The organism is Oryzomonas japonica (assembly GCF_008802365.1).
Lineage (GTDB): Bacteria > Desulfobacterota > Desulfuromonadia > Geobacterales > Pseudopelobacteraceae > Oryzomonas > Oryzomonas japonica.
This window is the reverse complement of record NZ_VZQZ01000008.1, coordinates 51,205-72,957: the sequence shown is the minus strand read 5'-3', so window position 1 is coordinate 72,957 and position 21,753 is coordinate 51,205. Positions and strand designations below refer to the sequence as shown.

General features: G+C 61.2%; 14 protein-coding genes. 6 read left to right on the top strand and 8 right to left on the bottom strand.

Annotation, left to right across the window (positions count from 1 at the left end; all coding sequences use genetic code 11):
* Positions 1-51: 51 nt before the first annotated feature.
* From F6V25_RS12835 to F6V25_RS12815, 5 genes are all read left to right on the top strand, one after another.
* Positions 52-810, top strand: coding sequence for a COG4705 family protein (locus tag F6V25_RS12835; RefSeq protein WP_151128952.1), 759 nt, complete (start codon positions 52-54; stop codon positions 808-810).
* A gap of 18 nt (positions 811-828) precedes the next feature.
* Positions 829-1,536 carry a phosphatase PAP2 family protein gene (locus F6V25_RS12830; RefSeq protein WP_151128951.1) on the top strand — a complete coding sequence of 236 codons (708 nt, stop codon included), beginning with the start codon at positions 829-831 and terminating at the stop codon, positions 1,534-1,536.
* On the top strand, positions 1,536-2,198 hold the full coding sequence (locus tag F6V25_RS12825) for a response regulator (RefSeq protein ID WP_149307761.1): 663 nt from the start codon (positions 1,536-1,538) through the stop codon (positions 2,196-2,198). The genes F6V25_RS12830 and F6V25_RS12825 overlap by 1 nt, the downstream gene beginning before the upstream one ends.
* Positions 2,174-3,517 carry an ATP-binding protein gene (locus F6V25_RS12820; protein ID WP_151128950.1) on the top strand — a complete coding sequence of 448 codons (1,344 nt, stop codon included), beginning with the start codon at positions 2,174-2,176 and terminating at the stop codon, positions 3,515-3,517. Before F6V25_RS12825 ends, F6V25_RS12820 begins: the two co-directional genes overlap by 25 nt.
* Before the next feature lie 200 nt (positions 3,518-3,717).
* Positions 3,718-4,122, top strand: a complete 405-nt coding sequence (locus tag F6V25_RS12815) for a hypothetical protein (protein WP_151128949.1) — start codon at positions 3,718-3,720, stop codon at positions 4,120-4,122.
* A gap of 226 nt (positions 4,123-4,348) precedes the next feature.
* On the opposite strand, the gene F6V25_RS12810 is transcribed toward F6V25_RS12815, so the two are convergent.
* From F6V25_RS12810 to F6V25_RS12775, 8 genes are all read right to left on the bottom strand, one after another.
* Positions 4,349-5,848, bottom strand: coding sequence for a Kelch repeat-containing protein (locus F6V25_RS12810; RefSeq protein ID WP_151128948.1), 1,500 nt, complete (start codon positions 5,846-5,848; stop codon positions 4,349-4,351).
* Positions 5,849-5,959: 111 nt separating this feature from the next.
* The gene (locus F6V25_RS12805; RefSeq protein ID WP_151128947.1) at positions 5,960-6,727 is read right to left on the bottom strand and encodes a hypothetical protein; all 768 of its coding nucleotides are present in this window, start codon (positions 6,725-6,727) and stop codon (positions 5,960-5,962) included.
* Between the two features lie 109 nt (positions 6,728-6,836).
* On the bottom strand, positions 6,837-8,456 hold the full coding sequence (locus tag F6V25_RS12800) for a S8 family serine peptidase (protein ID WP_191966184.1): 1,620 nt from the start codon (positions 8,454-8,456) through the stop codon (positions 6,837-6,839).
* Positions 8,457-8,517: 61 nt separating this feature from the next.
* Complete coding sequence (locus F6V25_RS12795; RefSeq protein ID WP_151128945.1) at positions 8,518-8,973, bottom strand: hypothetical protein; 456 nt, start codon at positions 8,971-8,973, stop codon at positions 8,518-8,520.
* Between the two features lie 21 nt (positions 8,974-8,994).
* On the bottom strand, positions 8,995-10,476 hold the full coding sequence (locus F6V25_RS12790; RefSeq protein WP_151128944.1) for a hypothetical protein: 1,482 nt from the start codon (positions 10,474-10,476) through the stop codon (positions 8,995-8,997).
* Positions 10,477-10,489: 13 nt separating this feature from the next.
* Positions 10,490-12,115 carry a multicopper oxidase domain-containing protein gene (locus tag F6V25_RS12785; protein ID WP_151128943.1) on the bottom strand — a complete coding sequence of 542 codons (1,626 nt, stop codon included), beginning with the start codon at positions 12,113-12,115 and terminating at the stop codon, positions 10,490-10,492.
* A gap of 30 nt (positions 12,116-12,145) precedes the next feature.
* Positions 12,146-13,357 carry a multicopper oxidase domain-containing protein gene (locus F6V25_RS12780; protein WP_151128942.1) on the bottom strand — a complete coding sequence of 404 codons (1,212 nt, stop codon included), beginning with the start codon at positions 13,355-13,357 and terminating at the stop codon, positions 12,146-12,148.
* Between the two features lie 85 nt (positions 13,358-13,442).
* Complete coding sequence (locus F6V25_RS12775) at positions 13,443-18,920, bottom strand: right-handed parallel beta-helix repeat-containing protein (RefSeq protein ID WP_151128941.1); 5,478 nt, start codon at positions 18,918-18,920, stop codon at positions 13,443-13,445.
* 497 nt (positions 18,921-19,417) lie between these two features.
* Between F6V25_RS12775 and F6V25_RS12770 the strand changes: the two genes are divergently transcribed.
* On the top strand, positions 19,418-21,718 hold the full coding sequence (locus F6V25_RS12770) for a sigma 54-interacting transcriptional regulator (protein ID WP_151128940.1): 2,301 nt from the start codon (positions 19,418-19,420) through the stop codon (positions 21,716-21,718).
* Positions 21,719-21,753 lie beyond the last annotated feature (35 nt).

Genomic DNA, 21,753 nt, shown 5'->3' with positions numbered 1-21,753 from the left:
AAAAAACTTCGGAAAACTCACATGAAATCACCGCACGGAGAAAGATCAAGCATGAACAGCACCGTTAAAGAGAACGTAAGCAAGGTTCCAGAGGTGGTACTCGTCTTCTGGATCATCAAAATCGCCGCCACCACCCTTGGTGAAACCGGCGGCGACGCAGTATCCATGTCCATGAATCTGGGCTATCTTGTTGGGACGGCACTCTTCGCCGTACTTTTTGCCGTCGCCGTCACCGCCCAGGTCTCGGCCAAGCGCTATCACCCGCTTTTGTATTGGACGACCATCATCGCAACGACCACGGTGGGTACTACGCTGGCCGATTTTTTCGACCGTTCCCTGGGTATTGGCTATGCCGGGGGCGCATCGATTCTGTTTGTCCTACTCGTGGCTTCCCTGTCCACCTGGTATCGCACCATGGGGTCCGTCTCCATAGATACGGTACGGACAAAAAAGGCAGAGATATTTTACTGGGTGACGATCATGTTTTCCCAGACCCTCGGCACCGCGCTTGGGGACTGGACCGCGGATACGGCAGGGTTTGGCTACGCGAAAGGCGTCGTTGTGTTCACCATGCTGCTGGTGGCTGTTGTTGCGGCATATTACTGGACACGCATATCCCGTACGACGCTTTTCTGGACGGCATTCATCCTCACGCGCCCGCTCGGGGCGGTGGTAGGCGACCTGCTCGACAAGCCGCACAGTTCCGGAGGACTGGCGCTCAGCCGTTACTCAGCATCGGCGGTGCTTCTTACGTTAATACTGATAAGCCTGTTCAGTTTTCCGCAAATGGCCGCACAGAAACACCACTGATTGAGAACGGGAGACTCTATGCAGGCGAACACATGGCGCGAGGTGTTGCTCGTACTGGTATTTCTGACGGTAGCCACGGCCATAATTGCCGCTACCGGGGCAGATTTGGCGGTCTCGTCCCACTTCTACCAGTCCGGCGGGTGGCCGGTCGGGGAGCGGTTCCCCTGGAAACTGCTCTATCGCCTGGACCGGTACCCGGCACTCGCCATAGCGCTCTTTGGCCTGTGTGCCGCCTGCTACGGCAACTCGAAATCTTCGTGGCGCCCGTGGCGCCGTCAAGGAATTTTTCTGGTCCTGCTCCTGGCCCTGGGGCCTGGGGTGCTGGTAAATGCCGTTTTCAAGGACCACTGGGGCCGGCCACGGCCCCGTGAAATCGTTCAATTCGGCGGTTCCAAGCAGTTTCTCCACCCCTGGCAGCCGGGCATCGACGGCCAGGGGCGCTCCTTCCCCTGCGGGCACGGTTCGGCGGCGTTCTACCTGGCTGCGCCGTTCTTCATCTATCGCCGCACCAAGCCTGCGCTTGCCGGGAGGTGGCTGGCGGGCGGCCTTGTCTTCGGCCTGCTCATGAGCTATGCCCGCATAGCCCAGGGTGGACATTTCCTAAGCGACATCATCTGGGCCTGGGGGATGGTCTATCTGACGGCGTTGGCGCTGTCGGCCCTGCTGTTGCCGCGCAGGGCCGATGTGGTATATTTGAGGAATCACGGTGAATTACAGGAGATCTGATGCGGGTGCTACTGGTTGAAGACGACCGGATGATCGGTGAAGCGACGATGCAGGCGTTGAAGGATGCTGCCTATGCCGTGGACTGGGTGCGGGACGGTGACCAGGCTTTGGATGCCGTCGAGACCGGCGAGTACGACGTGATGCTCCTTGACCTGGGGCTGCCCAAAGAGGACGGCTTGGTGGTTCTGGAGCGGATGCGCAGCCGTGGCGACGCAACCGCCGTGCTGATCGTTACGGCTCGGGACGGCTTGGATGACCGAATCAGGGGGTTGGATCTGGGGGCGGACGACTATCTGGTCAAGCCGTTCGCCGCGGGGGAGTTGCTGGCCCGCATGCGGGCCGTTGCCCGGCGCAAGGGGGGGCAGGTTGCGGTGCTGTTAACCAACGGTGCTCTGTGCCTCGATCCGGTGACCAAGGAGGCCGGTTTCGGCGAGCGGCGCTGCCGCCTGTCCGCCCGGGAGTTCGCCCTATTGCAGGCGCTGTTGGTACGGCCCGGCGCCATCCTGTCGCGCCAGGATCTGGAGACCCGCATCTATGGTTGGAACGAGGAGGTCGAGAGCAATGCCGTCGAATTTCTGATCCACTCCGTGCGCAAGAAACTCGGCAGTGAAGCGATCAGAAACGTGAGGGGGTTGGGATGGATGGTGGACCGGCACCCATGAATGCCTCCCTGCGTCGACAACTTTCCGGCTGGATCGCCCTGGTAACGATCATCAGCGGCATAGCCGCCGGCGGATGCTCCTTTTTTTTGGCCTTCCGGGAGGCCCAGGAACTGCAGGATGACCAGCTCCAACAGGTGGCGCTGCTGGTCGGGCGTTCCGACAAGACCGTGGAGCCATGGGCCGGAATAACCAAGGCAGAGGAACGGCACGACCCCGATGCGCGGATCATCATCATCCCCCTGGGGACGCCGATACCGGCGGGGCAGACCACCCAGATCACGCGGCCCGTGATTCCGCCCGACCTCCCGGAAGGACTCCAGACCATCGACAGTCAGGGCGAAACCTGGCGGTTGTTTGTTCGTACCCTGCCGTCGGGCTTGAGGATTGCGGTGGGGCAGCCGACGGCCGTTCGCAACGAGACCGCCCGGGGCAGCGGCCTGCGTACCCTGGTGCCGGTGTTGCTGCTGGTGCCCTTCCTGAGCCTGTTGACCGCCTGGCTCGTCCGGCGCTCGCTCGCACCGGTCGCCAGCCTTTCCCGGCAGTTGGACCAACGGGACGACACCAATCTGACAACGCTCCCCGAAGGCGGCGTTCCCAAGGAGATCAGGCCATTTGTAACGTCCATCAACGGCCTGATGCAGCGGCTCGACGATACGCTCGCACAACAACGCCGTTTCATCGCCGATGCCGCCCACGAGTTGCGCTCGCCTTTGACGGCCCTGACCTTGCAGGCGGAAAACCTGGAGCGGAGCGACCAGCCCCAGGAGCGCGGGGAGCGCCTCCGGCACCTCAAGGAAGGTCTGGCCCGTACCCGCTCGCTGCTGGATCAATTACTCTCTCTGGCGCGGCAACAATCCAGTGCCGTCCCCGCGGTCGAATTTCGCCTGGACCGCCTTGTCCAGCAGGTGCTCGAGGATGTGATGCCGATGGCCGCGGCCAAGGGGATCGACCTGGGTTGTGAACGCCTTGAGGAGGTAGTCGTGAATGCCCCTGCCGATGCGCTGGCCATCCTGATGCGTAACGCCGTCGATAATGCCGTCCGCTATACCCCGGCCGGCGGGATAGTGGATGTGGAACTGTACCGCGAGGAAGGCCGGGTGGTCTTTCAGGTGGCCGACAACGGCCGGGGGATTCCGTCCGGCGAGGAGGAGAGGATCTTTGAACCGTTCTACCGAGTCATCGGCACCGACGAAACCGGCAGCGGCCTGGGACTGGCCATAGTGCGCAGTATTGCCGACCGGTTGGGCGGGACCGTCTCGCTTCGTAACCGGGAAGGTGTCGCAGGAGCCCTGTTTCGTTATCTATACCCGCCCGGTTGACGCCGCTTGACGGGGGTGCCCCATGCACGGACTCAGGATTCTTTCCTTCAACCTCAAAATGTGCACCCTCCCTAAGTCTCGCCTAAGTCTTCATCTCTATCGTCACCTCACAGGGCGTTGCTGCGCCGATCACGTCGTGGTTCACACCATGGAATGCGCAGCTTTTGCGACCAGAATCACGGGGAAAAAGGAGAGTGGCTATGGACATCAATGGGATTTCAGGGAACGTCGTATCACCGCAAACACAGGGTACAGCTTTGACGCCCGCAGCATCCGCGGCACCCGCTGCTGCGACACCGGAGCCAGCGCAACCACAACGCGATACCGTTGAACTCACCGGTATGGCTCTTGCGAAATCATTGAAACTGGCTGGGCAGAACCCGGCACAAATCGCCCTGAAGATGGGCGTGGATGTGAAAACGGTGGACAGCTACCTGAATATCAAAGCAACAACGGCCACACCGGCACCGCAAGCACGCCCGGCCCCACAGACCCAACAGGTGGCACAGACTACTGCGGCGGCGGCCCAAACGTTCAGCCCGGCAGAAGAAGCGACGGAATCGGCAGCCCAAAAAACGGCGGAAACGGCTCAAGGCAAAAAGTAATATCTGCGACCCCACCGGCCGGCGAATCCACATGGCCGCCCACTGCCCGAATTCGGCAATGAGCGGCTTCTTTATTGCCCCCATCCGGGATTAGTATTCAATTTGAGCAGATCAGCTATTATTTGGCAAGAACGCAACATCGACAGGAGTGTGATCTTGCAATTCTTGTTTTGTTACTTTCACTTTCGTTATGGTCTCCGATGATATTCCCCAAGATCTATACCCGCTATTGATAGACTTCAGCACTCTTCAGGAACGAGCCCCCCTGATTCCCGCCGGTCACCAGGATCTTGCCGTTGGGCAAACTTGTTGCCGTATGGTTCGCACGCGCACTGCTCAAGCTTCCGGTCGGGAGAAAAATGCGGCCGGTTGCGTTGAATAGTTCGGCAGTGGCAAGAAAGTCAGCGGGCGGGATAGCGTTGGGATCGCTCATATCGGAGCCGATTCCGCCGGTGATGAGCACAATCCCGTCGGCACGCAAGGCGATGGCGAGATGGGCACGGGAGTAGGTCATCAGGGAGCCGGCTGCCAGGTCGGCATAGCTGCCGGCGACCGGGTCATATACCTGGGCGCTGGCCAGGTAATTCACGCCGTACTGGGCGCCGAAATCGCCGCCGTTCACAAATACCGTGCCATCTCTGAGTAGCAGGGCTGCGAAGAGCCAGCGCCCGGTGTCAACGGTTGGGTCCACCATCATGCTCCCGGTGGCCGCGAAGGTCCCGGTGGTCGGGTTAAAAATCTCTGATTCCGGCAGTTTCTGGCCGCCGGTCCCCTGCCCGCCGGCAAGCAGCACCGTGCCGCTGTTCAGAAGTGTGGCGGTGTGGGAGTAGCGCGGGTTGATCATGGCTACCGTCAAGGGGGTGAAGGTCCCGGCGACCGGGTCGTAGATCTCCGCCGCCGCCAAGGGTACGCCGCCCTCGATACCGGGGCCCTGGCTAGCGTCCCCGCCCGCCACAAGCACCTTGCCGTTGGCCAGAAGCGTCGCGGTGTGGAGCCAGCGGGCATTTTTCATCGCGCCGGTGGCGGTGAACCTGTTGGTGGCCGGATCGAAGAGTTCGGCGCTGGCCAGCGGAGCGTTGTTGCTGTCGATCCCCCCGGTCAGCAGCACCTTTCCGTTCAAGAGCAGGGTGGCGCTGTGGTAGGCGCGGGTGGTGGCCATGTTGCCCACGGAACTAAACTGGCCGAAAGCGCGGGCCGCCGGGTTGAAGAACTCGGCGCTGGCAATGGCCGCGCCCCCGCTCCCCAGTCCGCCGGCGATCAGGACCTTGCCGTTGGTCATCAGGGTTGCCGTGTGATTGCTGCGGGCCGCCTTCATGCTGCTCAGATTGGCGAATACGCCCGAATAGGTCGTACCGGAGCCGAGAGCCAGTGCGGACACGGTGATGGTCGCCACGGCGCTCCTGGATGTATCGGCATTGCTCGTTGCAACAACGTGATACGTCCCGGCGGTCCCGGGGGCGGTGTAGGTCCCGATTGGTGATACGGTGCCGCCGCCGGCCTCCTGGACGCTCCAGGCGACCGAGATATCGGAGGTGTTGGTAACGGTCACGGAGAGAGGTATGCTGCCACCAGCCGCCACGGAGTATGTTGCCGGGTTGAATGCAATGCCGACCCCTCCTCCCCCCCCACCGCCGCCACAGGCGCACAGGGACAGGGTGAAAGCCAGGGAAATGATCAGTGTCAACAGCTTTCGAACGTTCATGGATATCATCGTGTCGGTTTCCATTGTCGGTACTCCTTTGTGGTCCCCTGTACCGCGGAGGTGTACTTGGCTCTATCGATCCCGCCACTGCCAGCCGTGCCGGTTCTCTCCGAAAACCGGCGAAGCGGACGGGGATCAGGGATACAGCACCTTGCCCGTGCTGTCGTAGTAGACCGGCGACACGACAAGCGTCGGCGTCGGCTTGACGCTTGAAAGGTTGGCAAATCCCGCGGTTACGGAGGCCTGATCGATCGTAAAGATCGGCACCCCTGCCGCAGGGGTGGCATACTTGAGCAGAAACAACGTGCTGGTGGAGGTGACGTCTATTCCCGGCAGAGAGGTAAGCCCTGCCGTAATCTTACTGATGTTGAAGGCGGGCGTAACGTTCGGGTTCGTGATGGACAGGATCCCGCTGGCCTTCAGGGTGCTGTAGCCGTTGAAGGTTACCGGGGTGTCGCTTAAGACATCGAAAGAGAGTCCGGCAAGCTTGCTGATCGCCTGTTTGGAGGTGATCATCAGGTTGACTGCGGCAGGTTGTGGGATAAATGAAACGGCCGTGCTCCCGGCAAACGATCCGGAACTGGCCGAGACGGTGTAGGTGCCGGCCTGGTTGCTAGTGACGGTGATGCTTGCAATCCCTCCCGCCTTGGTCGTGGTGGTTGCCGAACTGATGGTAGCCGGAGCGGTCACCGAAAAATTGACCGTGCTGCCGAACTTCACCGCGCTGGTATAGGCGGCAAAACTAGCGGTGATGGTCGTGGAGCTTCCCACAAGGACCGGGTTCTTGGCCGCAGTCACTGGTATGGGCGTCGTTGACGCTCCACCGCCACCACCGCCACAGCCAGCCAGCAGCGCCCCGAGTCCAGCTGCCATAACCACACACGTTGCGAATCTGAATTTCATCGGACTACCTCCTCGTTATAATGAGTCTTTTTAAAGGCCGAACTGTTTTCACCACCGTCAAAGGTGGCGGTAAACTGCCCATAAGTCGCTGTAACATTCACGGCACCTGTCAATAGGCGGCCAAACCGACCGCCTTGCGCAAAACTCCTAGGACGTCAATGATCGTGATGGCGCCGTCGGGATGGGGCGTGGTGCCGACGAACGGGGCCACATCCCCCTGCTCCATGATCAATGGGGAAAGCGGGATTGCCCCCACCGCCGCCTGCAGCATGATCAAGGCATCCTGAATATCAACCACCCCATCTCCGTTGACGTCCCCTGTTGGCCCGGAAGGCGCTTGCAAGGAGATCAGTGCCGCCGCCTGCGCAACATCGAGGCGGCCATAGCCATAGACGTTGTCGGGGCCGGAACCGCCCAGGTCCCAGGCGGACGCAGTGAGCGCATTCTGTATCCCATCCGCCTTGCCGGTCAACGATGGCGGCCTCCCGCTGAGGAGCAGGGCAATGGCCCCTGAGACGTGGGGCGCGGCGTACGAGGTGCCGTCATTGACGAACGTTGAATAGGTCGCACGCAAATCCGTCGTGTGGATATGATACCCTGGCGCGACAATGGCCGGGAACAGGGAGCCGTCGAAGGGTGAAGGCCCCCGGCTGCTAAACGGCAGGATCAGGTCGTTCGAGTCCGTTGCCCCCACCGGGAACCCCCCAGGGTTGTTTCCCGGACTTGTGGAACTGTTTGCCTGGGGCCCCCCATTTCCGGCGGCAAAGACCACCGAGATGCCCGCCGCCTGCAGATTCTGAATATCACCCTCAAACTCGTTGTCGTACGTGCCTGAATTCTCAAGGTCCCAGGAATTATTCACCACATCGGGCGCATCGGCGCTTGCCGGGTCGCCATCGGGGTTGAGCACCCACTGGAAGGCCTGATGGATGACGCTGAGGCTGGCATTCCCGGAGTCGTCAAAGATCTTGGCGGCGATCCAGAGCGCCCCCGGGGCCACCCCTACCGGGTTGTCGGTCGTGTTTCCGGCGACCATGACCCCCATGGTGCCGGTCCCATGGCCATCCACATCATAGGGGGCCGTCGTCTGGCGGTACGGGTCAAACCAGCTATTCGACCCGCCGCGCCATTTGTGCCCCAGAGCTGGGTGCCCCACGTCCACTCCGGTGTCCAGACTCGCCACCACAACCCCCTGGCCGCGGAACCCCTGGCTCCAGAGGGTTCTGGCGCCGATCAGATCCAGGTTCCAGGTCGGTGACGTTGCGGCCGTGAGTGCCAGGGTCTCCGCCGCGCCTCCCGCCTTTTCGGCCGGGGGCGATACGGCTGCCACTGCCGCCTGGGGGCGAGGGCGCAGCCTGATGATGCGATCAAGGGCCACACTCAGTACGTCGTTCCGGGCGGCAAGCTGGCGCACGTTGTCCGCGGTCGCGGAGAGGGCGATGCCGTTGAAGATCCAGAACGGCTTGATCCCCGTGACACCGCCCCGTTTTTCCCGGTTCTCCAGTTCCTCCTTCAACACCTGTTGCGAGGCGTCGGCCTTCTCCCTGAGCGTCCGAATAACCCTGGAAAGCTTCACACGACGTTCATCCCGCGTTACGGCGGCATGGAGAGCGGCCACATCCACCCTGTCCCGGAGTCTCACGATGACAGGGAATGCACGGTCAGCCGGCGCTGTCCGGAGCGACTCCGCCAGGACCGGGTCGATGGTCCCCGCCCATGCGCGTGACAAATGGCAAACGAGTACCAAAATTATCAAAGAGCATACCGTTCTCGCGCTGGCAGGCATGGCTCTATTCAACGACGATGTCCCTGATTGCCACGTTGCCGATCATAAGGGTAACCTTATTTCCCGGTTTCACCACGCCGGCCGAATTGTTGAAAAACACCCAGAAGAGCCGGCCGGCATCCTCTTTGTTCGGGATGCTGCGCAGCTTTCCGACCTTGGCCAGGTCGGGGACCGGGAGGGTTGTGCCCGACACCTGATCCACGAGGGAAATGGGCGTGGTCTGTTTGAGAACCCTGCCTGCCTGTTCCACATCGGTGATCCGGTAGCGGAGATCGAGCATCTGCCTCCCGACGGCCGGGGAGATCTTCACGACCCTGATACCGCTTGCCTCCCACCGTGGGGAGAGGGCCGTGGCCAACGCCCCGTTACCCCCGGCCTTTGACGTGGCGCACCCCGATACCCCCCCCACCAGGAGAAGCGCCAAAACAAACCATAGGTTGCGGGTGCGACACATATTCATCACGGCAGTTCCACCCTTCTATCAGTACGGGTTCAGGCCGACGGCCTTCTGCAGGATCAGGAGAGCGTCGGCAATGGTGACCGTGCCCTTGCCGCACGGCAACCCGGCCGTCAATAGCCCGCTTCCGCCGGCGGTGATGTCGGCCCTGGCATCGTAGCCGTTGGCCAGAACAAGTTTCAGGGCCATGATCACATCGAACACATTGATCGTGCCGTCACCGTTCAGATCCCCCTTGAACGGGCTGCAATCCCTTACCGTCGGGTCCCAACTGGCCAGGAAGGTCATCATGCCGCCGGGGTAGACTCCGGCATTGGTTACCCCAAGACGCCGGTCGTAGAGGGCGTAGTAGCCGGGAGAAACGGCAGCGGTCAGGTCCACGAGCGCGTCCATGGCCTTGCCGGCCGGAAGGATCGGCGCGAATTCCTGCTTCGCATAGGGGTAGAGCCGGGCATCCTCGGCGATGATCTGCGGATAGATCGCGTGGGCCTTGGCAAGCGCGGGGTCCACATTGTCCAGATAACTCCCCTGGATGGCCGGCGCACGGGTCTCCTGCCCGGCGTTGAGCAGACGGAGCAGAAGCTTCTTGCCGGGAGGGGCGTAGATGCCCGGTACGGTCGGCGCATTAGGGGCTGCGGAGATCGGCGTCGCCGCGATGGTGTCAGGATACGACTTGCCATTGATCAGGTAGTAGAGCGGCTTGTAATCGAGGGTCGAGAAGGAGGGGACCGCTGCCGTCCAGGTCTGGGCCCCGACCGCCTTGATGACATCCTCGTTCATGGTCACGAAACGACCCGCGCTGTAATCGTACTTGGCCAGAATCTCGCTGAAGAGCACCACCTGGTCGCGGTCAAAGGTGGTGTTGGGATTGTTTGCCGTAGGGGGGTAGGCCTGCCCTGTGGTGCCGGTGACGACCAGCGCCCCGTAAAGTCCCATGGGTATCTGCACGGCGGGCTGGGTGCCGCTTTCGTAGAGGAACGTGCCGGGGCGCACCGCGCCGAAACTGTATGACGCCGAACTGCCCGGCTGTACCTCAGTCGTAAATGAGCGCACCCGCTGCTTGGTGGCATAGCTGGAGATAGTCCCCGGGTTGGAGGGGGGGAAATTGGGATTTTGCGGAATCGGAACGGCCGGGGCGATGTTGTCGTAATTGGCGGTGGCCCCCCGGGTGCCCGCCAGTGCGGCGGGGTTGGCGTTGGGAACGACCGGCAGCCCGGGAATGAGCAGAGAGATCGGCACCTTCAGATTATTCCGCAGGTTGATGGTGAGGGTGCCGTCGGCCACGGTGAGTTGCGGGCCGGGAACCGACACGACGCCGTTCCCCGCTCCGGCGGTCGTATCGTCGGCAAAACCCCAGACCGTGACGGCCGTGCCGTCGGGAAGGGTCGCAGTCGTCGTGTCGGCCCGCAGATTGTATGTCGCTGCCGAGGCCTGGCCTGCAAGGGATGACGCAACAAACACCGCCAGGAAAACCAAAACACGCGTCCCACTCTGTCCGATCTTCATCGTGTCCTCCGCATTATTCGGCCGGCAGTGCTATTGATGCGGGAACGATCCCCATCATGGTCAGCATGCCGCCCGGAAAAACATCGTTATTGGTAATTTCGCGTTCTGCATGGCTGTGCCACATGAAGTAGTAGCTCGATCCGCCGTAGTTGAGGCTGACGTTGCTGGGGGGGAGCGGTTCGGTGCTCCCCAGGTACGGGCTGCCGCTGAACCATTGATCGAACGTCAGGGTCAGCGGATCGGCGGAGAAAACGGTGGGGACGGCCTGTGCCGGCGCCGGGGTACCGTCCGGGAGGGGAGGCTGGAACTGGCCGTTGGCGTACTTTGATGTTAGCGTATCCTGGGGTCCCGGGGCGATGATCGAGGAGGCGGGTCCGCCCACGTGGTCGGCCAGATACTCGTAGGGGGCCGGGGGATCTCCCGGCTTGTGGCCGTAGGCGTCCCAGCCGAGCCCCTTGCCGGTCCAGGTGAAGAGGGAATCGAAGGAATTGCCCGGCGCCATGGTCAGGGTGAACTCCTCGGTGGACAGGTCGGCGCCGGTTATAGTCGTCAGGCTCTGATCCAGGGGGTTAGCTGCCGAGGAGGCGATCAAGCCATCTTCCGCAACGATCCTTTGGTGGTTGCCATGGGTGTGCAGCGGGTGCAGATCCCGCCCCATGTTGACGAAGCGGGTCAGGATCATTTCACCGGGATGCATGAGGGGCAGGCAGTTGTAAGGCTGATTCGGAAGGTTCTTGTCAAACGCACCTCCCATATCGTCGGGGGCGTTGCGACCGTTGGCGAACCAGTAGTTGGCCTTCCACTGGGTGAAATCACGTTTGATGACCGGGTCGATCCAGTCGCCGAAACTGGCCGGGCTCTTGGCCGTATTCCTGCCCAACTCCATCCACACCTGGAAGTCGGGGTCCATCTCGCTCATGAGGTAAAGAAACTCCCGGTCGTAGCCGGTGGAGGCGCCGATATTGGATATGGCGGTGCCGCCGGGAGGGGTAACCTGATCCGGTACCCCCGCTTCGTTGTAGGCGAACTTGGTGAAGGTCTTGTCCGTGGTCTGGTGGTTGGGGAACACATTGGTATAGGTCTTGGCGGTTTGCACCTTGGGCCTGACGATGATGGCGCCGAAAAGGCCCATCCTGATCTGGACCGCCTGGTTGGAGCCGCTCTGATAGTAGAACGTCCCCGGCCTGGTCGCGGTAAAGGTATAGGTCTGCTTGCCGCTGGGAGCGGCTTCCGGGACGATGGAAGAGAGCCTGCCCTTCATGCCGTTCCGGAACACCGGGACGACTGAGGTCAGCACATCAAGCCCCGGAAACACCAGGGAAACCGGTTCGGGCAGGGTGTTGGCCAGATTGACGGTGACGGTGGCCCCCTCGGTCACGATCAGAGTCGGGCCGGGGTACTGGACCTGTCCCTTGAGCGACTGGCTGCTATCCTGACCATCGTCATCGGCGAAGCCCCAGAAGATGAGACTATTGCCGTCACCCGTGGCGACGCGACCCTGCTTGGCCGTAAGGTTGAAAACCGGGGTGGTTCCGGCACCGGTATGACCATCGATCATGGCGTAGCCGTCGGCTACGGGAAAACAGGACAGTCCCACTAGCGCCATCACCGCCCCCAGGGTGTTCCGTATCGTCATCATGGATATACCTCCGTAGGGATCCAAGTAGTTCTAATTGATTCGTATCTCGGTCATGGCGCCGCTGCGGTCCATCTGGTCCGCATGCAGTTCGTCCAGATTGCGGGAATACAGGTAATAGGTCCCGGCCGCGACGCCCGTGGTATCGATGCGCAACTCTGCCGATTCCCCCGGGCCGATCAGCACGGAACTGGTGTAGTACCGCAGGTCCTTGCCGTTGGGGCGCCGCAGGAACTTGGCATCCTTGCCGATAACCTGCACCGGGAGACCGGGGATTTCGATGGTCGCAAAATTCTGGATTGAGAGATTCGACAGGCGGATGATGAGGACCCGCTCGCCGCCCGGCCGGTTGATGGTCATGAGCGCATGGATGCGTTGGGCGTCATAATTGCCCAGCAGTCCCGAAAACGCACTGGCGTTGTTGGTGATCGGGGCCGTATCCACCGTATCGGGATAGCCGCGTCCATTGAGAACCGAATAGCGGGCCACGAAATCGGCGAACGGCAGCTTCTGGGCAAAGGAATCGGCGTCGTGGAAGGCGGGGTCGATATCCGCGAACTGGATCAGGATATCCTTGTCATAGCCGGTGGAGCAATCTCCGTCATTGTATGCGAACCCGGCATAGGAACCGGCCCCCGCTGCCGCCCGGCCATCGGCGCAGACCAGGCCGACCCTGTTGTCGTCCTGGAGCGGCCGCACCACCAGGTTTCCCAGCATGCCCATTTCCATATGCTCCGGCGCCTCCCGGTGGCAGTGGTAGATGTAGGTGCCCGGGTCGTTGAGCCGGTAGAAATAGGTGAAATCGGCGCCCTGATTGACGGAGATGCTGGCCATCGGCTCCCCGTCAAACACGGGGGTCGCATTGGGATACCCGTGGAAGTGGATGGTGTGGGGGTCGAAGAGGTCGGGCCGCATGGCCATCCCCAGGGTGCTCAGGGAGAGGTATTCGTTGTGCCCTTCCTTGAAATCCAGGGTCGGGGCGGGAAATTCGGCATGGTTCTTCGCTCTGCCCGACCTTACGGCGGTTGACAGGTTGTTGTAGTGAATCAGGCCGGAGATGTTGGTGAAGCCAAAGGTATAGACATCCCTGCCATCCGGCATCTTGATGAAACCATCGGTGGCGCCGTTGTGATTCCGGGTGTCCATGGTACCGCTACCGTACTGGACAAACGCCAGCGCGGGCACCACGCAAGCCATAAGCCCAAGGGCGAGGGCGAGGGGTATCGCTTTCACATCGATTTTCATGGAACTCCTCCTCTGTATCCATTCCTGGGAAAGGTGCCACCTGGCTCATGTTTCCGGTGCGGCGGCCCTTGCAGTGGCGGCCGCGTTACCAGAACACGACTCCCACCGCCCGCTGCAGTATCAACAAGGCATCCGCAACGGAAACCGTATCGATGGCCGGCGGGTTGTACTGGGCAACGCCGCCGGCAGGCCGTCCGGTCACGCTCAGGGGGGCTACGTGGACGTTGTTGAGCATGCCGGCGGTAACCTGGGCCGCCGGATAGTTCCCGGTTGCCATCTGCAGGGCGATCAGGACGTCGAAGATATTGACCACGCCGTCGCCGTTAACGTCCCCCTTGGCGTTGTAGTAGTCGGCGCCCACATCCACTGGGGCGGCCCTGCTGTCCCCGTCGAAATCCAGGTCCAGGTAGGTGCTGTTCCAGCTGAAGACCGGAGCTCCCACACTTCCTGCACCCCGGGCGGGAGAGGCGGCATTAATATGATAGTTCCCCGCAAGGCTTATGGGGGAGTAATTGAACGAGATGAAATTGCCGATGGCCGCCCCCCCCTGGGTGGCGTTGATCGTGTTGCGGTACGTGCTGACCAGTTTTGGGTCGCCGACCACATTGTTGCCGGTCGGCGCGGCGCTGTTGAAGGGATACGGTTTTACGCTCCTGCCGCCCGGGAAGCTGAAGGCCGGGTCGTTCTGTCTGGTCAGGAGACTGTACTGCGGGTTCAGGAGCCCGGTGGCGCCTGCCGGGTCACCGAAAACACCAAGATCCCAAATAGCGTATTTGGGCGGAGTCGTCACCCCGGCGTTGACGTTCTGATCGAAGCCCGCCCAGTAATAGGACAGGTTGCCGTAGATGATGTCGTTGACGATGACCGGGTTCGTATCATACCGGTTCAGGTATTTGGCCTTTGTGGCGGCATCGGTCATGACGTTCAGGAGTGTGGTGCTCAGGGGCTGCACGCCGATGCCAGCGGCCATGGGAGTGGATTGGGCGCCCTGGGGCAGGTTGTAGACCGCATCGGCCCCATCGACGTTCACCGGGACCGCGCCAAGGGCCACTTCGCCGGTTCCGGTGCTGTCGTTGTTGGCGATGGTGTTGCCGGCAATGGTCACGTCAAGGGCGTCCGAGATGGCGATACCGCCGCCAAAGGACGCGCTCAGGTTGTTGACGATCATGTTGTTGTAGATTTCGGCCTTGTACCATTTGGCTGCCAGGGTGTTGTCGGGGTTGGCCTGGACGTCCTGGCCGTTGAAGCGCAGGATGCCGATGGCGCCGCCCAGATTGCCGGCCTTGTTGCCCTGGAGCAGGTTGGCGTTGATGACCACACTTCCCACCCCCTCGGTAATGCCTGCTACGGTGATCGGAGTTTCGCCGCTCAGGAAAATCCCGGCACCTTCATCGAAGGATTCGTTGAACAGGATCGTATTGTTCTCGATGAGACCGTTGTTACTGAGCCCCTGCTGGGCGATCCCCGCCCCACCGAGGGAGGCGTAGTTGCCGCAGATCCAGTTGTTGCCCACCACGTAGTTATCGGTCCCTTTGAACAGGGCGATGCCGCCGCCGCTGCCGTTGTTGAAGCCGGTGCCGCCGTTGAAGGAAATCTCGTTGTTCAGGATGCGAACGTTATCGTTATTGGAGGTGGCATACAGGGTCGCAACGGTATTGGAGACGGCGGTCGGCGTGCCGATGCGGATACCGCCGCCGAAGGTGCCGTTGTTGGAGACGAATTTGTTGTTGCTGATCTGGAGGTAATGGGCATTGGCATGGACGTTGACCCCGCCGCCCAAATTGGCCCGGGTCAGGGTAAAACCGTCGATCATGGCCTGGTTGACACCGGGCCCGAAGGTGTTGACGGTTATCGCCGTGCCGCCCGGTAAGGTCACCGATGTCTGCACCGTGGGGGCGAGGACATAAACGGCCGCCCCGGTCTCCAGGAAGTAGTCGGGTTGTTGGGCGTCGATCAGCCAGTTGTTGGCGGGACCGGTGGCGGTTATCGCCGTTTGCTTTGCGGTCCAGGCCGCCTGCTTGTCGGGTGTGAAGGCCCCGGCGTCGATGGTGGTCGCATAGGCGCCGTACCCCTGGAGCCGCACCGGTTTCCACAGGATCAGGTTTTCAGGGTAGGCGCCCGGCGCGACCAGGATAAGGTCGCCACTGTTGGCGGCATCGATCGCGTCCTGGATGAGCTGGCCCGGGATGACCTTTCTTACCTGCGCCGCCGGGAGCCCCACATGGAGCGTGATACCGATGTCGGCCATCTTGTGGTTGTCGGCGCGCCTGACCGTCAACTGGTAGACCCCGGATGGGAGAGCGGCCCCCGGGGTGCCGTCCGCGTTGAGCGTCAGGCCGTTCGCCACAACCGCGGCGTCCGTCCATGTTACGACCTGGAGTTTTTTGGTATTGGCCGAACCAAACTGGGACCCGGCAGGGGTGACGAACACGTCTCCCGCAGTACCGAAGCCGTAGTTCTTGGTCAGGGTGCCGCCGAAGGTCGGGTCCAGGTTGCCGGTCTGGACCAGCCCGCCCGATGAGATCGTTATCAGGGACGTGGCGGACGGGGTTTCGACCCATGGCCCGCCGGCCGGGCCATTCACCTGGTTGATGACCGGGGTGCCGTCGGGAAGACTACAGTCGATCGCCACGGTGTCTACCCCGGGACGAAGGGGGACCATGGGGGTGTCGGCATAGGTGATCTTGCCGGCCCACACATCCATGGGGAACGGCGCGGTCGGATAGCCCGGTTTCCACCACGGCTCGGGCCGTTTCGGATCAAGCTGCCGGGTGATCGGGTCGGCCTTGTAGGGGGGATTCAGGACGATGTTCACTATATTGGGGCTCACCCCGGTGGGGTTGGGGGTATTGGTCCAGAAGGTGGCGGGAATCAGGGAGTTGTACTGTCCCCACTCGTCGGTATAGGTTCTGGCCAGTTCGTTTCCGGCATAGTCCTGGAACGAAACCGGCATGAAGGAGGGGCCGATCTTGTCGCCGAGGCGCGGGTTGCCGGCCCGGAACTCCAGGGCCAGGTCGTCGGTGACCAGGCCGATGATGCGGGCGGCCAGCGGCACCTGGGTAAAGAAGCGGAAGTCGGCGTTGAAATTCTGCGCCGGTTGCAGGTGGACCAGCTTCATGGTGCACAGGGGCGTGACCTGGCCGGCGTTGGGCACCGGCGTGGTTCCGTCATAGGTCATGAAGGCAGGGATGGTATGATCGGGGCCGACGCACGCCGGCGGGGTTACGGCAGGGTTGGGCTTCTTGAGTTGCATCAGGCGTTGCAAACGCTTCAGTGCGGCGGGCTGCGGCAACGACGGGTTGATGTCCGGGAAAACCGGGCCGGCCAGGATAAAGTTCTGGTCCTCCTCCTTGATCACCTCGTAGCCGTTGGGAGCGACCGCCTCCACCACGTAGTCGCCGGCCGGGAGCGGATTGCCCTGGGCATCGCGGTCGAAGAGGTAGGTGCCGTCGAAGACCCCCGGTTTGATCTGGTTCCAGATCGGCATGGTTTCCGAACAGTCGATATAACTATCCAGGGGAATACCGCCGGAGTTGATGTCGATCCCGGCCTTTTTCATGGCATCCAGGCAACCGGTTGGATAGTTTTTGTTCCAACTGTCGCTCAGAGTCGTGGCAACGGGAGCGGTACGGTCGAAGAGCGGTTTGCCGGCGGTATCGTAGCCGGTGACCTTGTAGAGCCGCATCTCCACATCCGGTATCCCCGGCTCCCAAGGGGACTGAGTTGCATTGGCCGGGTTAAGCGGCGTACGGGTAAAGGCGTAGGAGACCATGCCGAAGATATAGCCGGTTTCATCCGTGCCATAGGGCCGCTTGGACCAGTCAATGACATTGGTATTGTCCATGTAGAGGATCATGGCCTCGGTCATGGTCCCGGCCGGGTCGGTCCGTTGCTCCAGGAGCGGGATGACGTTGTTGTTGCCGGTGGGGTCCCAGGTGGTATTGGCGAAAGGCCCTCCCTTGTCGACCTTGACGGTGGCGCCCATGGGCTTCATGTCCGCCGGGTCGCTCTCCACCACAATCCACTTGAAGAAGGGAAAGACCTCGGGGAAGTTGTAGGTGCCGTCGGTGTTGGACGTGGTGGTCTGGTACAGCGAGCCGTCCCGCAGCCTGAGGTTTATGACCTCGTTCGGGAGGCCGGTTTTACCCGAGCTGCAATCGTTGCCAGGGACCGCAACGCACCCCTCCAGGTTGCCGAACCACTGAAACACGATACTCGGGCAGAAGGGATAGGTGGCGCTGTTTGTTGGGCAATTTTCCACCGGGACCGCGACCGGGGTCGGACCTGCGGCGGCCGGCGGCACGACGATGGTACGAAAGTCGATGATCTGGTCGAGGGGATAATCCCACATGGTCAGGGTATAGGTGCCGGGAGGCACGCCATTGATGGTGAAACGGGCATTGGCGTCGCAGCTTGAGCCGGTTGCCGGGCCGCTGGTGACCTGCCCGGGGCACCCCATGACAAAGACCGATTGATTGGCAGCGTTGTTGTCGGAAAGGCCGATGTAGGCTGTGGGGACCGGGTCGCCGGGGTTAAGCCCCATCTGCAGCGGCGGTCGGAAGATGCGATTCTGCACGACTTGGCCGGTAACTACGCCCGTCCCCGTGGTGGCGAACTGGGTCTTCGGGTAGACGGCATCCCCCGGGTAATCCGACGGGAGGACAAAACCGATAAAACTGTGGACGCCGAAAAAGCCGGTTTCGGTGAAAAAGTTCGGCTCGCCCGCCAGCACCCAGTTGTCGATACCGGGTGTGCCTTCGATGGTGGAGGTCTGCACCCAGGGGCGGCCGTCGGACGGTTGTACCCAGATGCCGTATTTGCCCGGTGACAGATTGGGAACAACGGCATTGTAGTTGAAGGTGGTATCGATGAGGGTTGATTTGCTCAGGACATAGCCCGGCCCTTTGGATTTGATCGAAGCATTGCCGTTGGCGTCCACAACCGGGGTGCCGTCAGGATTCACGTTGTAGGTGGTGCCGATGGGGTTGCCGAAGGCATCCTGGGACTGCTGCCCCAACTGGTCAAAAAGATAGACCCGGAAATCGCCCAGCAGGTTCTCGACCGTATCCCAGGCGCCGTTGATGGGGGCATTATCGTTGAACACCAACACCGTGATCTGGGCCAGGGGCACCGGAAATTTGTTGATGACCACCGTGACGGAGCCCCCGTCGTCCTCGGCCCGAACCGGCGAACCGCCCACGTTGTAATGGTTGCCGGCCTGCACCGAAACGAAATAGCGTCCCGGCGGGAGGTTGACCACCGGGTTTGCGCCGGTGCCGCTGGCCAGCACCTTGGCGTTGCTCTTATGGATCGATACGGACAGGCTGTCGGTGCTGTTGAACTTTCCGACGTTGCCTACCGCATCGAAGGTATTGTCCTCCTGGACCAGCCACTTGTAGTCGCTCAGCGGCGCACGGGTGGCCGGGGTGGTGCTCCGGTCATTACTGATGACCTTGATGGTGAATGCGGCATGGGCGGATGGGGCAAGGGCTACCAGCACGAACAGCATGACTGCGGTAACCGCTGAGGAAAGCGCGAGGGTCGTTTTTAGCTGGCTTTTCATGCATCATCCTCCGTGATAACGAAAGGTTGTTACCCTATAGGCGAGCTATCAATTCGAAATAGCGGGACTAAATATGTATACATTGCGAATAGCGTACACCATGTTTTCATTAATACAACTCGCGGCAGGTGATTTTTTCTTGACTGAAGTGCTTTTACATCAGGATGCCGCAAAAACGACTGTTTGATGGGATAGAGAGAAAGCGGGACGTGATGGGAGTGGCCAAGCGGGAGATCGGCAAACCGATGCGGCTGCGATTCAAGATGAGGCTTCACCCGACGGGAAGCTGGTCCTGGCCCTCCGAGCTAGTCGGAGGGCATTATGGGTTTGAACTTTTAGCAGACAACCGGAACCATAAGCTGTCAGAAATTGCCGCCTTATGGTTCCAGTCACACTCCATGTAAAAAAACTACCACAGCTGTGTCACTCCTTGCACACTTTCCGTTTTCAGTATATTATCCGGCAATATCACTCCACAAAATACAAGGGACACCGCCATGGAACCGATCATCACCTTCAAGGAGCGCTGTCGGCTCTGCTATTCCTGCGTACGCAGCTGCCCGGTCAAGGCCATCAAGGTCGACAACGGATTTGCCCAAATCATGTATAACCGCTGCATCGGCTGCGGCAACTGCCTGAGCTGCCCGCAACAGGCAAAGGCCGTGGTGGACAGAATGGGACAGACCCAAGAATTGCTGACGTCGGGCGCGCCCGTTGTGGCTGTGCTGGGGTGTTCCTTCCCGGCATTCTTCCACGCCATCACCCCCGGACAGTTGGTGGCCGCCCTGAAAAATCTCGGTTTCCGCGAGGTGCATGAGGGGGCCTACGGCGCCCGCATGATTGCCGACGCGTACAAAGAGGTGCTGCGCCAGACTGAGATCCCCCTGGTCTCCTCCCACTGCCCTGCGGTGGTCAGCCTGATCGAGCGCCATTACCCCAAGCTGATCCCAAACCTGGCGGGGGTCGTTTCACCCATGATCGCCATGGGACGCTTCATCAAGAGCATACTCGGCGAGGAGACCAAGGTCATCTATATCAGCACCTGCATCGCCGGCAAATTCGAGGTACAGGCGGCGGAATCGTCCAGCGCCATCGACGTGGTCCTCACCTATCAGGAGATCGATAAATTCTTCAAGGGCCGCGGCATCAACCCTGCGTCCCTGGCGGAAGCGCCCTTCGACGGTCTTGACCCGGATAACGCGCGCATATTCACCCTTACCGGCGGCCCGCTCAAGGTGTTCGAGATTGAACCGGATTTTCTGGATACGGAGATCATCTCCGCCGAGGGGGAAAATCACGCCATCGACATCATCCGCGATCTTGCCGCCGGGCGGATCACCCCCTCCTTTGTGGATTTACGACTCTGTGACGGCGGCTGCGTCGATGGCCCCGCCCGTGATCAGACCCTTAATCATTTTTACAAGCGCAAACTGATCGTCAATTACAACGACAGTACGCTCCCCTACAAAACGGCGCCGCACTACCGTTCCACGACATCCATACCCGACCTGATGCGCCCCTACTCGGACAAGTCATGCCGGCTGCCGAGCCCGGGCAAGGACGACATCAAACGCATCCTGCACTCCACCAACAAGTTTACGCAAAGCGACGAGCTTAATTGCCGCGCTTGCGGCTACAACACCTGCCGGGAACATGCCGTCGCGGTTTTTCAGGGATTGGCGGATATCGAAATGTGCCTCCCCCACAATTTGCAGCAGGTAGAGGACGACCGGGGGCGGTTGATGCAGAAGTACGAGTTGATCCGGCGCGAACTGGACCGGCAGTTGGGCGACGACCCGATAGTGGGGAACGACAGCAAGATTCAGGAGGTGCTGGAACTGATCCGCCAAGTGGGGCCGACGCCGACCACGGTCCTCATCAGGGGCGAGACCGGCACCGGCAAGGAGTTGACGGCCCGGGCCATCCACCGCCTGAGCCTGCGCAACGACAAACCGCTGGTCACGGTCAACTGCACGACCATTACCGATTCCCTGCTGGAGAGCGAGCTGTTCGGTCACAAGAAAGGGGCCTTCACCGGCGCCATCGGCGACAAGAAAGGGCTCTTCGAGGCCGCCAATGGCGGCACCATCTTCCTGGACGAGATCGGAGATATCACCCCCAAGCTGCAGGCGGAGCTTTTACGGGTTCTCGACCTGGGCGAGGTGCGGCCGGTGGGGGGGGCGGCGCCCAAAAAGGTGGATGTGCGCCTGATTGCCGCCACCAACAAGAATCTGGAACAGGGCGTGAGCGAAGGGTGGTTCCGCGAAGACCTCTACTACCGTCTGAACGTCTTCAATATTCATCTGCCGCCGCTGCGCAACCGGCAGGACTCCATCCCGAGCCTGGCCGAGCATTTCCTCGACAAGGCCCGCAAAAAACTGAACAAGAACATCGCCGGGATCGAGGACCGGGCCGTCAAGGCCATGCAGCACTACCCCTGGCCCGGCAATATCCGCGAGATGCAGAACGTTATCGAGCGCTCCTCGGTCCTCACCAAAGGCACGATCATCAGGCTGGAGAACCTCCCCACCATCTTTGCCGACACCTACGAACGGTGCAGCAACGGGGAGGTCAACCGCCGCCACGCCTCGTTCAAAGCCGAACGGGAGTTGCACATCAGCCGCACCGAAAAAAACCTGATCCAGCGCTATCTCGAAGAAACCGGCGGCAACGTGGCCAAGGCGGCCCGGCTGGCCAATATCCCCCGCCGGACCTTTTACCGCCTTCTGGAAAAACACGGCCTTGAAATCGTGCAGCGGGTGCGGACCAAGTCAGCGGAACAGGAGGCCCCGGAATAGTGTATACTTTTGACCATACTTGCGCCATATTGTGC